This is a genomic window from Streptomyces sp. NPDC042102 (assembly GCF_055582305.1).
The window spans coordinates 123,583-136,074 of record NZ_JBVJDL010000001.1; the positions used below are offsets into that span (position 1 = coordinate 123,583).

Sequence of the window (12,492 nt, forward strand, 5' to 3'; positions counted from 1 at the left end):
GTGACGATGACCTTCCACCCGCAGCCCGCCGCAGGCGAGGCCAGGCCGTGGGCCTTCCCCGCGCCCGAGCGCGGCGCGCTGGACAACGGCCTGACCGTGCTGCGCTGCCACCGGCCCGGCCAGCAGGTGGTGGCCGTCGAGATCATGCTCGACGCCCCGCTGGACGCCGAGCCCGAGGGCCTGGACGGCGTGGCCACGATCATGGCCCGCGCGCTGTCCGAGGGCACCGACAAGCACTCCGCCGAGGAGTTCGCCGCAGAGCTGGAGCGCTGCGGCGCCACCCTCGACGCGCACGCCGACCACCCGGGCGTCCGGGTCTCCCTGGAGGTCCCGGCCTCCCGGCTGCCCAAGGCGCTCGGCCTGCTCGCCGAGGCGCTGCGCGCGCCCGCCTTCGCCGACAGCGAGGTGGACCGCCTGGTGCGCAACCGCCTCGACGAGATCCCGCACGAGCTGGCCAACCCGCAGCGCCGCGCCGCCAAGCAGCTCTCCAAGGAGCTCTTCCCGGCCTCCCTGCGGATGTCCCGTCCGCGCCAGGGCACCGAGGAGACGGTCGCCCGGATCGACGCCGCGGCCGTCCGCGCCTTCTACGAGGCCCACGTCCGCCCCGCCACGGCCACCGCCGTCATCGTCGGCGACTACGCCGGCACCGACCTGGACGCCGTCCTCGCGGACACCCTGGGCGGCTGGACCGGCGGCACCGCCGCCGCCCGCCCGGTCCCGCAGATCTCCGCCGACGACACCGGCCGCGTGGTCATCGTGGACCGCCCCGGCGCGGTCCAGACGCAGCTGCTGATCGGCCGGATCGGGCCGGACCGGCACGACCGCGTCTGGGCGGCCCAGCTGCTCGGCACGTACTGCCTGGGCGGCACGCTCACCTCCCGCCTGGACAAGGTGCTGCGCGAGGAGAAGGGCTACACCTACGGCGTGCGCTCCTTCGGCCAGGTGCTGCGCTCCACCGCGCCGTCCTCGCCCGGCGGCGCCACGGGCGCGTCCATGCTGGCCATCAGCGGCTCCGTGGACACCCCCAACACCGGCCCGGCGCTGGACGACCTGTGGAAGGTGCTGCGCACCCTCGCGGAGGGCGGCCTGACCGACGCCGAGCGGGACGTGGCGGTGCAGAACCTGGTGGGCGTGGCCCCGCTGAAGTTCGAGACGGCCGCCTCGGTCGCCGCCACCCTCGCCGACCAGGTCGAGCAGCAGCTCCCCGACGACTACCAGGCGCAGTTGTACGCCCGGCTGGCCGAGACCGGCACCGTGGAGGCGACCTCCGCGGTGGTCAGCGCCTTCCCGGCGGACCGGCTGGTGACGGTCCTGGTGGGGGACGCCTCGCAGATCGAGGAGCCGGTGCGCGCGCTCGGCATCGGTGAGGTCACCGTCGTCTCCAACTGACGCGGTGTCCGACGCGGCGGCTGACGCCGTATCACCAAGGGGCCCCGGCGGGTTGTCCGCCGGGGCCCCTTGTGCGCTCAATGTCCGGTTGGTGGTGAGGTTGCTCGTATGTGATGTGGCGTACGCAACAAAAGCGCTCGTCTGTTTGGCGATCGGCTGATGATCCGCCTAGCGTCGGGCGTGCTGTCCGTCAGTTGTGTCCGCCGCACCCGCGGCACCGGGCAGCGATCGCCGAGTCCCCGTCAGGCGCGAGCCTGGGGAGCCGGGGACCCACATCAGTCCCTGGGGTGAATCGGACCGCCTCGTCAGAGGGGGCCCGTAGGAGACCTTCCTGCTCCGAACCCGTCAGCTAACCCGGTAGGCGAGAAGGAAGGAAAGGACCAGCCTTTTCATGGCGTTTGGCAGCAGCACCAGCCGTGCCACCGGTAAGCACCGTGGTGGTAGCCGTCTGAGCCGCAAGACCGCAGGCATCGCCGGGATCGCCGCCCTCGCCACGACGGGCGTCGTCGGCACGCTGGCCGCCCCGGCCTTCGCCGCGGACAACAACTCCTCCGCCCCGCAGGACACCGGCCTGAACAACGTGGTCGTCGCGGACGAGCTCGCGGGCGACCTCGAGACCCAGGCCGCCTCCCAGCAGCACGCCGCCGAGGTCGCCGCCGCCAAGGCGCAGGCCGAGGCCGACGCGAAGCAGAAGGCCGCCGAGGCCAAGCGCCTGGCCGAGGCCAAGGCGAAGGCCGAGCGCGAGGCCAAGGAGCGCGCGGCCCGCGAGGAGGAGCGCAAGCGCCTCAACACCTTCGTCTCGCCGCTGGACGACTCCTACGTCAGCACCAGCTACGGGGCCGGCGGCGGCATGTGGTCCTCCGGCAGCCACACCGGCATCGACTTCCACGCGGCCTCCGGCACCTCCGTCCGCGCGGTCGGCGCCGGCGTCATCGTCGAGGCCGGCTACGGCGGCGCGTACGGCAACAACGTCGTCATCAAGCACAACGACGGCACCTACACCCAGTACGCCCACCTGTCCTCGCTGAGCGTCTCGGCCGGCCAGCAGGTCACCCCGGGCCAGCAGATCGGCCTGTCCGGCTCCACCGGCAACTCCAGTGGCCCGCACCTGCACTTCGAGGCCCGCACCGGCTCCGGCTACGGCTCGGACATCGACCCGGTCGCCTACCTGCGCTCGCACGGCGTCCGCGTCTGATCCTGCGGCCGCGCGGCGGCCCACCGCTTCCTCGTAGACCCCGGCTCCCCGAGCCGGGGTCTTCGCGTTGCGTGCGCCGCGCGCGCCGCGCCACCCCCGTCGCGCAAGCCGGCCCGCCGCCACCCTTTCCGATTTCCGTCGCTTATTGCGCCGTATTTTCCTTCCGCGCTCGGAAACTGCGGCGCATTGTCATAGAGTCGCAGTCATGACGTTGGCTCAGGGCGGAGGTCCGGCATTGCGTATTCCCGCGCACGCGGTCTGCACCGCAATCCGTGACGACATCGTCTCCGGTGTATTCGAGCCCGGCGGCAGACTCACCGAGGACCTGCTCGCCCGCCGGTACGGCGTCTCCCGCGTCCCGGTCCGCGAGGCGCTGCGCACCCTGCAGTCCGAGGGCTTCGTCACCACCCGGCGGCACGCCGGCGCCTGTGTCGCGGAGCCGACCGAGCAGGAGGCGGCGGACTTCCTGGAGGTCCGGATGCTGCTGGAGCCGCTGGCGGCCTCCCGCGCCGCCCGGCGGCGCACCGAGGCCCACCTCAAGGTGCTGCGCGGGCTGGTCCGGCTCGGCCAGGAGCGGGCCAGGCGCGGCCAGGGGGAGGATCTGCGGTCCCTGGGCGGCTGGTTCCACGAGACGCTCGTCCAGGCCTCCGGCAGCCCCGGGCTCATCGCCCTGCTCACCCAGCTGCGCCACAAGGTCGCCTGGATGTACGCCGTGGAGCCGCCCGCGCGGCCCGCGGAGTCCTGGGCGGAGCACGGTGCGATCGTGGACGCGGTGGCCCGTGGCGACGCCGAGCGGGCGCGGGCGCTGACCGCCCTGCACGCGGACCGGGCGGCCGCGGCCCACCGGCTGCGTGTGAGGACTCCGCAACATCCCGTCAACACGGCGAGCGGCCGCCTTTAACAAAGGCCGTATACAAAGGACGGATATCGCGGGTGCCGCGGCCGGGATCGATATACGCCGCTACGCCCGCGCGAATTCCAGGAATTCCTGCCGCGCCCGGAGAAAGCCGGGAGAAGCCGGCCGGGCCGGGAAAGCGAAACGGCGGAGCCGCGGCACCGGTATTCCGGGCGCCGCGGCTCCGCCGCACGCGTACACGGGCCGAACCCGAAGGGTCAGACGGTCTCGGGGAGCTCCTCGAGGCCCTCGGCGACCAGCTTCGCGAGGCGGTCGAGCGCGATCTCCGCGCCCTCGGCGTCCGAAGCCAGGACGATCTCCTCGCCGCCCTGGGCGCCCAGGCCCAGCACCGCGAGCATGGAACCGGCGTTGACCGGGTTGCCCTCCGCCTTCGCGATGGTCACCGGGACGCCGGAAGCCGTGGCCGCACGGACGAAGATCGAGGCGGGACGAGCGTGCAGGCCCTCGGCCCAGCCGACGTTGACGCGGCGCTCTGCCATGGTGATGCCCTTCAGGTTTCAGCGGTTGTCTAGACCAGTCTCTCACGGCGCCCGGAATGCTCCGACCGGCCTTCGGCCCGGACGTCCCGCCGTTCGGCCTTCCCCAGCTTGCACCCGTTTGTTCCTCTTTGTCGTACGCGCCGCGCGGGAGCAGATCCGGCCCGTCCGGCCTTAGGGTGTGCCCCATGACCACCGCGTCGGACCCCTCGTACCCGGCCCACTGGGAAGCGGACGTCGTGCTGCGCGACGGCGGCACCGCCCGTATCCGCCCCATCACGCCCGAGGACGCGGGCCGCCTGGTCAGCTTCTACGAGCAGGTCTCCGACGAGTCCAAGTACTACCGGTTCTTCGCCCCCCACCCCCGGCTGTCCGACCGCGACGTACACCGCTTCACGCACCACGACTACGTCGACCGCGTCGGCCTCGCCGCCACCGTCGGCGGCGAGTTCATCGCCACCGTCCGCTACGACCGGATCGGCGCCGACGGCCGCCCCGCCACCGCCCCAGCCGACGAGGCCGAGGTCGCCTTCCTCGTCCAGGACGCCCACCAGGGCCGCGGCGTCGCCTCCGCCCTCCTCGAACACATCGGCGCGGTCGCCCGCGAGCGCGGCATCCGCCGCTTCGCCGCCGAGGTGCTCCCCGCCAACACCAAGATGATCAAAGTCTTCAAGGACGTCGGCTACGAGCAGCGGCGCAGCTTCGAGGACGGCGCGGTCCACCTCACCCTCGACCTCGAACCCACCGCGCAGTCCCTCGCCGTCCAGCGCGCCCGCGAGCAGCGCGCCGAGGCCCGCTCCGTGCAGCGGCTGCTGGCCCCCCGCTCGGTCGCGGTCGTCGGGGTCAGCCGCACCGGGTCCGGGGTCGGCGCCGCGGCCCTGCGCAACCTGCGCGACTGCGGCTTCCGCGGCGACCTCTACGCCCTCAACGCCGCCCGCGCCCCCGGCATGGCGGGCGACCTGCTGGAGGGCGTACGGGCCTACCGCACGTTCGCCGAGATCGCCGCCCCCGTCGACCTCGCCGTCGTCGCCGTCCCCGCCGACCGGGTCCCCGAGGTGGTCGCGGCCGCCGGCGAGCACGGCGTGCAGGGCCTGGTCGTGCTCTCGGCCGGGTACGGCGAGAGCGGCCCCGAGGGCCAGGCCCGCCAGCGCGAACTCGTCCGCCAGGCCCGCTCGTACGGCATGCGCATCGTCGGCCCCAACGCCTTCGGCCTGATCAACACAGCGCCCGGGGTCGGCCTCAACGCCTCCCTCGCCCCGGCCCCCGCGCCGGCCGAGGGCCGTATCGGGCTGTTCACCCAGTCCGGCGCCATCGGCATAGCCCTTCTCGCCGGGCTGGTACGGCGCGGCGAGGGGCTGTCGTCCTTCGTCTCGGCCGGTAACCGCGCGGACGTCTCCGGCAACGACATCCTCCAGTACTGGTACGACGACCCGGCCACGGACGTCGCCCTGCTCTACCTCGAAACCCTCGGCAACCCGCGGAAGTTCACGCGCCTGGCCCGCCGCACCGCCGCCGTCAAGCCCGTCGTCGTCGCCAAGGGCGGCCGCCACACCGGTGTCACCCCGGCCGGCCACGCCGTCCCCGGCACCCGGCTGCCCGACGCGACCGTCTCCGACCTGCTCAACCAGGCCGGCGTGATCCGCGTCGACACGGTCACCGAGCTCGTCGACGCGGGCCTGCTGCTGGCGTCCCAGCCGCTGCCCGCCGGACCCCGGGTCGCGATCCTCGGCAACTCCGAGTCGCTGGGGGTCCTCACGTACGACGCCTGCCTGTCGGAGGGGCTGCGGCCGCGCCGCCCGCTGGACCTGACGACCGAGGCGGGACCCGCGGACTTCCGCGCCGCCCTCGCGGGGGCGCTGGCCGACGACGCCAACGACGCCGTGGTGGTCACCGCCATCCCCTCGGTGGGGGAGCCGGGGCTCGCCGACGACCTCGCGGACGCGCTGCGCGCGGCGCTGGCGGAGGTCCCGGGCAAGCCGGTCGTGGTGGTCCACGTCGAGCTGACCGAGCTCGCGACCGCCCTCTCCGCCGCCCGCGGCTCCCTCCCGGCCGGGCCCCGACCGGGGGCCGGGCCCGATGCCGACCCCGATGCCGGCGCCGGGACCGGAGCCGAAGCAGGAGGAGGGGGAGCCGGGCACCGCTCCTGGCACGTGCCGGGCGCCGCAGCCGCGCCCGGGTCCTCACCGGCGCCCGCCGACCGGACCGCCGCCGACCGGACCGGCCCCGCCGACGCCGGGTGTCCCGCACCGGAAGGGGCCCCGCGGCCGCCCGCCGCCGGCGACCCGCTGCGCATCCCGACCTTCCCCGCCCCCGAGCGCGCGGTCGGCGCCCTCGCCCGGGCCGTGCGCTACGAGCAGTGGCGGCGGGCCAACGCCGAGGCCGGGCACGTCCCCGAGTACGAGGACATCGACGAGAGCGGCACCGCCGCCCAGCTCGCCGCCCTGCTCGCCCACGTCGCCGCCGAGGACACCGTCACCCTCGCCGACGCCGAGGCCGACCGCCTCCTGGCCCGGTACGGGATCACCGTCGTGCCCACCCTGCCCGCGCCCACCCCCGGCGCGGCCGCCGCCGCGGCCGCGCGACTCGGCTACCCCGTGGCCCTCAAGACCACCGCCGCGCACCTGCGCCACCGCGCCGACCTGGGCGGCGTACGCCTGGACCTGACCACCGAGGCGGAGCTGCGGCGGTCCTACGAGGAGCTCACCGAGGCCCTCGGCAAGCCCGCCGAGCTGCTGCCGGTCGTCCAGCCGATGGTCCCGCGCGGGGTGGACACCGTCGTCCGCTCCGTCATCGACCCGGGCGTCGGTGCCGTCCTCTCCTTCGGGCTGGCCGGTGTCGCCTCCGAGCTGCTCGGCGACACCGCCCACCGGCTCGTCCCCGCCACCGCACGGGACGCCGCCGACCTCATCCGCTCCATCCGCACCGCCCCGCTCCTGTTCGGCTGGCGCGGCAGCGACCCCGTCGACACCCCCGCCCTCGAAGACCTGCTGCTGCGGCTGTCCCGGCTGGTCGACGACCATCCCGAGGTCGTCGGGGTGTCCCTCGAACCGGTCGTCGTCGCCGGTGAGGGCCTGTCCGTGCTGAGCGCCACGGTCCGCATCGCGCACCCGCCGGCCCGCACCGACCTCGGTCCGCGCACGCTCCCCAGCTACTGAGCGTCGCCCGCCGAGGCCGGAGCGCCCCGTACGGGCCTTAGGATGGACCTCATGGCGAAATCCGGTACGACGACCCAGGGGCTGCGCGCAGCGATCGAGCGCAGCGGCTACTACCCGGCCCTCGTGGCCGAGGCCGTGGAGGCCGCGGTGGGCGGCGAGCCGATCTCGTCGTACCTGGTCCACCAGGAGACCACCTTCGACTCCAACGAAGTGCGCCGGCACGTCACCGTCCTGGTCCTGACCGGCAACCGCTTCATCGTGAGCCACACCGACGAGCAGGCCGCCGACGCCGGCTCCCCGTCGCCGTACGCGACCACGTCCACCGAGTCGGTCAAGCTCGCCGGCATCTCCTCCGTGGTGCTCAGCCGCGTCGTCGCCAACCCCGAGTCGTACACCCCCGGCACGCTGCCGCGCGAGGTCGTGCTCACCATCGGGTGGGGCGCGGTCTCCCGCATCGACCTGGAGCCCGCCGCCTGCGGCGACCCGAACTGCGACTCCGACCACGGCTACACCGGCAACTCCACCGCCGACGACCTGAGCCTGCGCGTCAGCGAGGCCGGCGACGGCCCGGAGGCGGTCCGCCAGACCCTCCTCTTCGCCCAGGCGCTCTCCGAGGCCACCGCGGCGACCTCCTCGGCCCGCTGATGGCGTACTCAGCGGCGCAGGACTGGCAGGAGCCGGAGCTGCTGGACCTCGCCGGGGCGCCCGTCCCGCAGTACGGCAGCGGCTCGCTGGCCGACCTGCTGCCCACGCTCGCCGCGCACCACGGCGTGCCCGGGTTCAGTGCGGCGATCTCCGAGCTGACCCCGGCCGACCGCGCCTGCGTCTTCCTGGTGGACGGGCTGGGCTGGGAGCAGCTGCTGGCCCACCCGGCCGAGGCCCCGTTCCTCACCGGGCTGCTCGGCACCTCGCGCGGTGCCACCGGGCGCCCGCTGACCTCGGGCTTCCCGGCCACCACGGCCACCTCGCTGGCGTCCGTCGGCACCGGACTGACCCCGGCCCGGCACGGCCTGCCCGGGTACGCGGTCCGCAACCCCGCCACCGGCGAGCTGATGAACCAGCTGCGCTGGCACCCCTGGACCTCGCCGCAGGTCTGGCAGCCGTACCCGACCGTCTTCCAGCTCGCCGACGCGGCCGGGGTGCACACCGCGCAGGTGTCCGCGCCCGCCTTCCAGTCCACCCCGCTGACCAAGATCGCGCTCAGCGGCGGCACCTTCCACGGCCGGATGACCGGCGAGGAGCGGATGGACCTGGCCGCGCTGCAGCTCGCCGCGGGCGAGCGGTCGCTGGTCTACACGTACTACAGCGAGCTCGACGGCGCCGGCCACCGCCACGGTGTCGACTCCGACGCCTGGCGCGGCCAGCTCATGTACGTCGACCGGCTCGTCCAGCGGCTGGCCGAGCAACTCCCGCCGCGCACCGCGCTGTACGTCACCGCCGACCACGGCATGGTCGACATCCCCTTCGACGAGGACGCGCGCATCGACTTCGACGAGGACTGGGAGCTCGGCGCGGGGGTCGCCCTCCTCGGCGGTGAGCCGCGGGCCCGGCACGTGTACGCCGTCCCCGGCGCCGAGGCCGACGTCCTGACCGTGTGGCGCGAGGTGCTCGGGGACCGGTGCTGGGTCGCGAGCCGCGAAGAGGCCCTGGAACTGGGCTGGTTCGGGACGCCGGGCGAGTGCGACGAGCGGGTGCTGGGCCGGATCGGCGACGTGATCGCGGCCGCGCACGACACGGTGGCGATCACCGCGACCGTGAACGAGCCCAACGAGTCGGGGCTGACCGGGATGCACGGCTCGTTGACCCCGGCGGAGCAGCTCGTCCCGCTGCTGGAGATCCGCTCCTCCTGACCCGCCCGCCGTCCCCACCCGCCCCGCCGTTCGTCCCGTCCTCCTGACCACGACCCGAAAGGTCACGCTTTCCCGATGTCCGAATTGGTGTTTTTCTCCGGCACGATGGATTGCGGGAAGAGTACGTTGGCCCTCCAGATCGGGCACAACCGTTCGGCGCGCGGCCTGCAGGGCGTGATCTTCACGCGGGACGACCGGGCCGGCGAGGGCAAGCTCTCCTCGCGTCTGGGTCTGGTGACGGAGGCGGTCGAGGCCGGCGAGGGCATGGACCTGTACGCCTACCTGGTCGGGGAGCTGTCGCGGGGCGGCAAGGCGGACTACGTGATCGTGGACGAGGCCCAGTTCCTCGCCCCGGAGCAGATCGACCAGCTGGCCCGCATCGTGGACGACCTCGGCCTGGACGTCTTCGCGTTCGGCATCACCACCGACTTCCGCACCAAGCTCTTCCCCGGCTCGCAGCGCCTGATCGAGCTGGCGGACCGCATCGAGCAGCTCCAGGTCGAGGCCCTGTGCTGGTGCGGTGCCCGCGCCACGCACAACGCCCGCACGGTGGGCGGGGAGATGGTGGTCGAAGGTGCCCAGGTCGTGGTCGGCGACGTGAACCGGCCGGCGGAGGAGATCGGCTACGAGGTCCTGTGCCGCCGCCACCACCGCCGCCGCATGACCAGCGCGGCCGCCCGCGCGAGCACCCTCTCCCCGGACGTCCTCCCGGTCAACCCCGCCTGAGGCCCGTCCCCCGAACCGGCTCCCGCCGACCGCGCGTTGAGCGCGTGCCCGCACGCGATACCCGCCCCCGGCACCCGCTGACGGGGCGTCGGACGCACGTCCTATGATGCGGTGATCATCATCGGCTCGGGGGGAACGGCGCAGTGAGTCACGGGTACGGGCAGCGGGGGACGTCGGGCCGGGGAGGCGCGGGCCGGGGAGGCGGCGGGGGAGGATGTGCCGCCGGGTGCGGCACGCTCCTGGTCCTGCCCTTCGTCCTGGCCGCACGCCTGTACCGGCCCGCCCGCCCGGACCGCATCGTGGACCCGGCCATCGAACGCGCCCAGATCGCCCGTACCGTGATCGGCCTGAGCGCCACGCTCTGGCTCGTCCTCTCCTACCCGCTGCGCGAGGGCGCCGGCGCCGTGGTCGAGGACAAGCTGGTCGAAGTGATCCTCACCGCCGGGCTGTTGCTGGTCGTCGGCCCGCTCGCGCTCACCGCCTTCGTGATGGCCGCCCGGCCGCCCGGCCGGGCCTTCTACCGCAGCCGGCTGCGCGGGCCGCTGACGGCACTGGGCACGCTGTGCGGCACCGCGGCGGCGTTCTGGTTCCTGGTGGGCGGCGGGCGGGACCTGCCCGCCTTCGACGGGGGCTGGAGCCTGGTGATCACCCCGGTGCTCGGGCTCCTCGCGCTGTTCTCCATCCCCTTCACCCTCGCCTCGGCGGTGCTGTGCGTGCACTACGCCTTCCGCACCGCCGACGTCCACGAGGTCCTGCCGCCGCTGATATCGCCCGTACTGGTGTGGGTGATGTCCATCGGCCGGCTCTTCGACGACGCGCCCGTCCACGCCCCCCTGGCCGTACGCGTCCTGTTCCTGCTCGGGCCGCCGCTGTCCGTCACCGCCCTGTCGGCGTGGGAGCTGCGGCGGCTGCGCGTCGGCTACGGGGTCACCGTGCGCGGGGCGCTGGGCCGCTCCGGCTCCGTCAGCTCCTCGGCGCCACGATCGTGAAGACCGCGCCCTCGGGGTCCGCGACGGTCGCCGTCCGGCCGTGCGTGCCCTCGTGGGGCGCGTCGACGACCCGCCCGCCGAGCTCGGCGACCCGGGCCGCCGCCGCGTCGGCGTCGGCCACCGCGAAGTACGTCATCCAGTGCGCGCCCCGGTCGTGCGGCAGGGCCTTGCCGACACCGCGCACCGAGCAGACCGGATCGCCCGACACGTGCAGGGTCAGGTAGTCGACCTCCGTGGAGAGGGCCGCCTCGTGCCCGAAGACCGTCTCGTAGAACTTGCTCACCCCGGACTCCTGGGTGACCAGCTCGTTCCACACCGGTGTGCCGGGGACCCCGCTGAGCCGGGTGCCGAGGTGGGTGCCGCCCTGCCAGATCCCGAAGACGGCACCGAAGGGGTCGGAGCAGATCGCGAGCCGGCCGGCGTCGGCCGTGTCCAGCGGGCCCACCGCGACCGTGCCGCCGCAGGCGCGGATCGCCTCCGCCGTCGCGTCGGCGTCGTCGGTGGCCAGATACGTCGTCCAGGCCACCGGAAGATTGCGGTCCGGGGGCATCTGGCCGATTCCGGCGACCTCCCGCCCGTCGAGCAGTGCCCGGACGTACGGGCCGAACGCCTCGGGGCCGGGTACGTACTCCCACCCGAAGAGATCGGCGTAGAAGTCCTCGGTCGTGCCGAGGCCGTGCACCATCAGGCTCACCCAGCACGGAGTGCCCGGCGCGCGTCGCGCCGCTCCCGCCGCTGCCTCGGTCATGTCTGCCGTCTCCTCCGTCGTGGCGGTCCTGGCGTTCGTCAGCCCGATGCTTCCACTCCGGGAGGCACCGTGCGCCCCGACCGCGCCGGATTTCCGTGCTGCACGGCAGAGATGACCGAATCGGTACGGCGGAGGAAGATGGGGTCATGACTGCGACCTCCGCCCTCATCTCCGCCTCCGAACTGACGACCGGGCTGGCCGGCTCCCGGCCGCCCGTCCTCCTCGACATCCGCTGGCAGCTCGGCGGCCCCGATATGCGGCCCGCGTACGAGGCCGGGCATCTGCCGGGGGCGGTGTACGTCGACCTGGACCGCGAACTGGCTGGTCCGGCGGGTTCGGGTGGCCGTCATCCGCTGCCTCCGGTGGAGGGCTTCGGCGCCGTGATGCGCCGGGCGGGGGTGTCCTCGGGGCGCCCGGTGGTCGTCTACGACGGGGGCCTGGGCTGGGCGGCCGCCCGCGCCTGGTGGCTCCTGCGCTGGACGGGCCACACGGATGTGCGGGTGCTCGACGGGGGAGTGGGGGCCTGGACGGCCGCCGGTGGCGCCCTGTCGGCGGACCGGGTGACGCCGACGGAAGGCGATTTCCGGCCAAAGGCCGGTTCGCTGGGTCTGTTGTCGGCGGACGAGGCCGCCGACCTGGCGCGCACCGGGGTGCTGCTGGACGCGCGGGCGGGGGAGCGGTACCGGGGCGAGGTCGAGCCGATCGACCGCGTCGGGGGCCACATTCCGGGCGCGGTGTCGGCGCCCACGACCGAGAACGTCGGGGCGGACGGGCTGCTGCTGGCGCCGGACGCGCTGCGCGCCCGCTTCTCCGGTCTGGGTGCCGCCGGCTCCGCCGACGTGGGCGTCTACTGCGGCTCGGGCGTGTCCGGCGCGCACCAGGTGCTCGCCCTGGAGGTGGCGGGGATCCCGGCGGCGCTGTACGCGGGCAGCTGGTCGGAGTGGTCGTCGGACGAGGCCCGTCCGGTGGCCACGGGACCTGACCGGTTCTGAACGCCCGCCACCCGCCGGCCGGCGCCGTTGGTGCGGCGGGCAGCCGGTGTGCGGGG

Annotated in this window: 11 protein-coding genes and 1 riboswitch; of the genes, 9 read left to right on the plus strand and 2 right to left on the minus strand. The window is 74.3% G+C overall.

What is annotated here, in order from left to right; translation table 11 throughout:
* The first annotated feature begins 6 nt into the window (after window positions 1-6).
* The 3 genes from ACZ6KO_RS00485 to ACZ6KO_RS00495 all read left to right on the plus strand — a co-directional run bounded on the left by ACZ6KO_RS00485 (window position 7) and on the right by ACZ6KO_RS00495 (window position 3,485).
* Entirely contained in the window at window positions 7-1,389 is a 1,383-nt protein-coding gene (locus ACZ6KO_RS00485; protein ID WP_469301416.1) for a M16 family metallopeptidase, read from the plus strand.
* A 219-nt stretch (window positions 1,390-1,608) separates the two neighbouring features.
* Window positions 1,609-1,767, plus strand: a riboswitch (cyclic di-AMP (ydaO/yuaA leader).
* Window positions 1,768-1,780: 13 nt separating this feature from the next.
* A complete protein-coding gene (locus tag ACZ6KO_RS00490) occupies window positions 1,781-2,584 on the plus strand; it encodes a M23 family metallopeptidase (protein WP_469298192.1) in 804 nt (267 codons plus the stop codon).
* Between the two features lie 235 nt (window positions 2,585-2,819).
* Complete coding sequence (locus ACZ6KO_RS00495) at window positions 2,820-3,485, plus strand: GntR family transcriptional regulator (protein ID WP_469301418.1); 666 nt, start codon at window positions 2,820-2,822, stop codon at window positions 3,483-3,485.
* Window positions 3,486-3,697: 212 nt separating this feature from the next.
* Here ACZ6KO_RS00495 and ACZ6KO_RS00500 read toward each other — a convergent pair whose 3' ends face one another.
* Complete coding sequence (locus ACZ6KO_RS00500; protein ID WP_469298194.1) at window positions 3,698-3,979, minus strand: HPr family phosphocarrier protein; 282 nt, start codon at window positions 3,977-3,979, stop codon at window positions 3,698-3,700.
* A gap of 185 nt (window positions 3,980-4,164) precedes the next feature.
* Here ACZ6KO_RS00500 and ACZ6KO_RS00505 point away from each other — a divergent pair, with 185 nt between their 5' ends.
* From ACZ6KO_RS00505 to ACZ6KO_RS00525, 5 genes are all read left to right on the plus strand, one after another.
* The gene (locus ACZ6KO_RS00505) at window positions 4,165-7,131 is read left to right on the plus strand and encodes a bifunctional acetate--CoA ligase family protein/GNAT family N-acetyltransferase (RefSeq protein WP_469298196.1); all 2,967 of its coding nucleotides are present in this window, start codon (window positions 4,165-4,167) and stop codon (window positions 7,129-7,131) included.
* Between the two features lie 51 nt (window positions 7,132-7,182).
* A complete protein-coding gene (locus tag ACZ6KO_RS00510) occupies window positions 7,183-7,776 on the plus strand; it encodes a DUF5998 family protein (RefSeq protein ID WP_401451030.1) in 594 nt (197 codons plus the stop codon).
* Entirely contained in the window at window positions 7,776-8,981 is a 1,206-nt protein-coding gene (locus ACZ6KO_RS00515) for an alkaline phosphatase family protein (RefSeq protein ID WP_469298199.1), read from the plus strand. The genes ACZ6KO_RS00510 and ACZ6KO_RS00515 overlap by 1 nt, the downstream gene beginning before the upstream one ends.
* A 75-nt stretch (window positions 8,982-9,056) precedes the next feature.
* On the plus strand, window positions 9,057-9,707 hold the full coding sequence (locus ACZ6KO_RS00520) for a thymidine kinase (RefSeq protein WP_469298201.1): 651 nt from the start codon (window positions 9,057-9,059) through the stop codon (window positions 9,705-9,707).
* A 143-nt stretch (window positions 9,708-9,850) separates the two neighbouring features.
* Window positions 9,851-10,696, plus strand: a complete 846-nt coding sequence (locus tag ACZ6KO_RS00525; RefSeq protein WP_469298203.1) for a hypothetical protein — start codon at window positions 9,851-9,853, stop codon at window positions 10,694-10,696.
* On the opposite strand, the gene ACZ6KO_RS00530 is transcribed toward ACZ6KO_RS00525, so the two are convergent.
* Window positions 10,671-11,444, minus strand: a complete 774-nt coding sequence (locus ACZ6KO_RS00530) for a VOC family protein (RefSeq protein WP_469298205.1) — start codon at window positions 11,442-11,444, stop codon at window positions 10,671-10,673. The genes ACZ6KO_RS00525 and ACZ6KO_RS00530 overlap by 26 nt on opposite strands.
* Before the next feature lie 146 nt (window positions 11,445-11,590).
* Here ACZ6KO_RS00530 and ACZ6KO_RS00535 point away from each other — a divergent pair, with 146 nt between their 5' ends.
* Complete coding sequence (locus ACZ6KO_RS00535; RefSeq protein WP_469298208.1) at window positions 11,591-12,436, plus strand: sulfurtransferase; 846 nt, start codon at window positions 11,591-11,593, stop codon at window positions 12,434-12,436.
* Window positions 12,437-12,492: the final 56 nt, after the last annotated feature.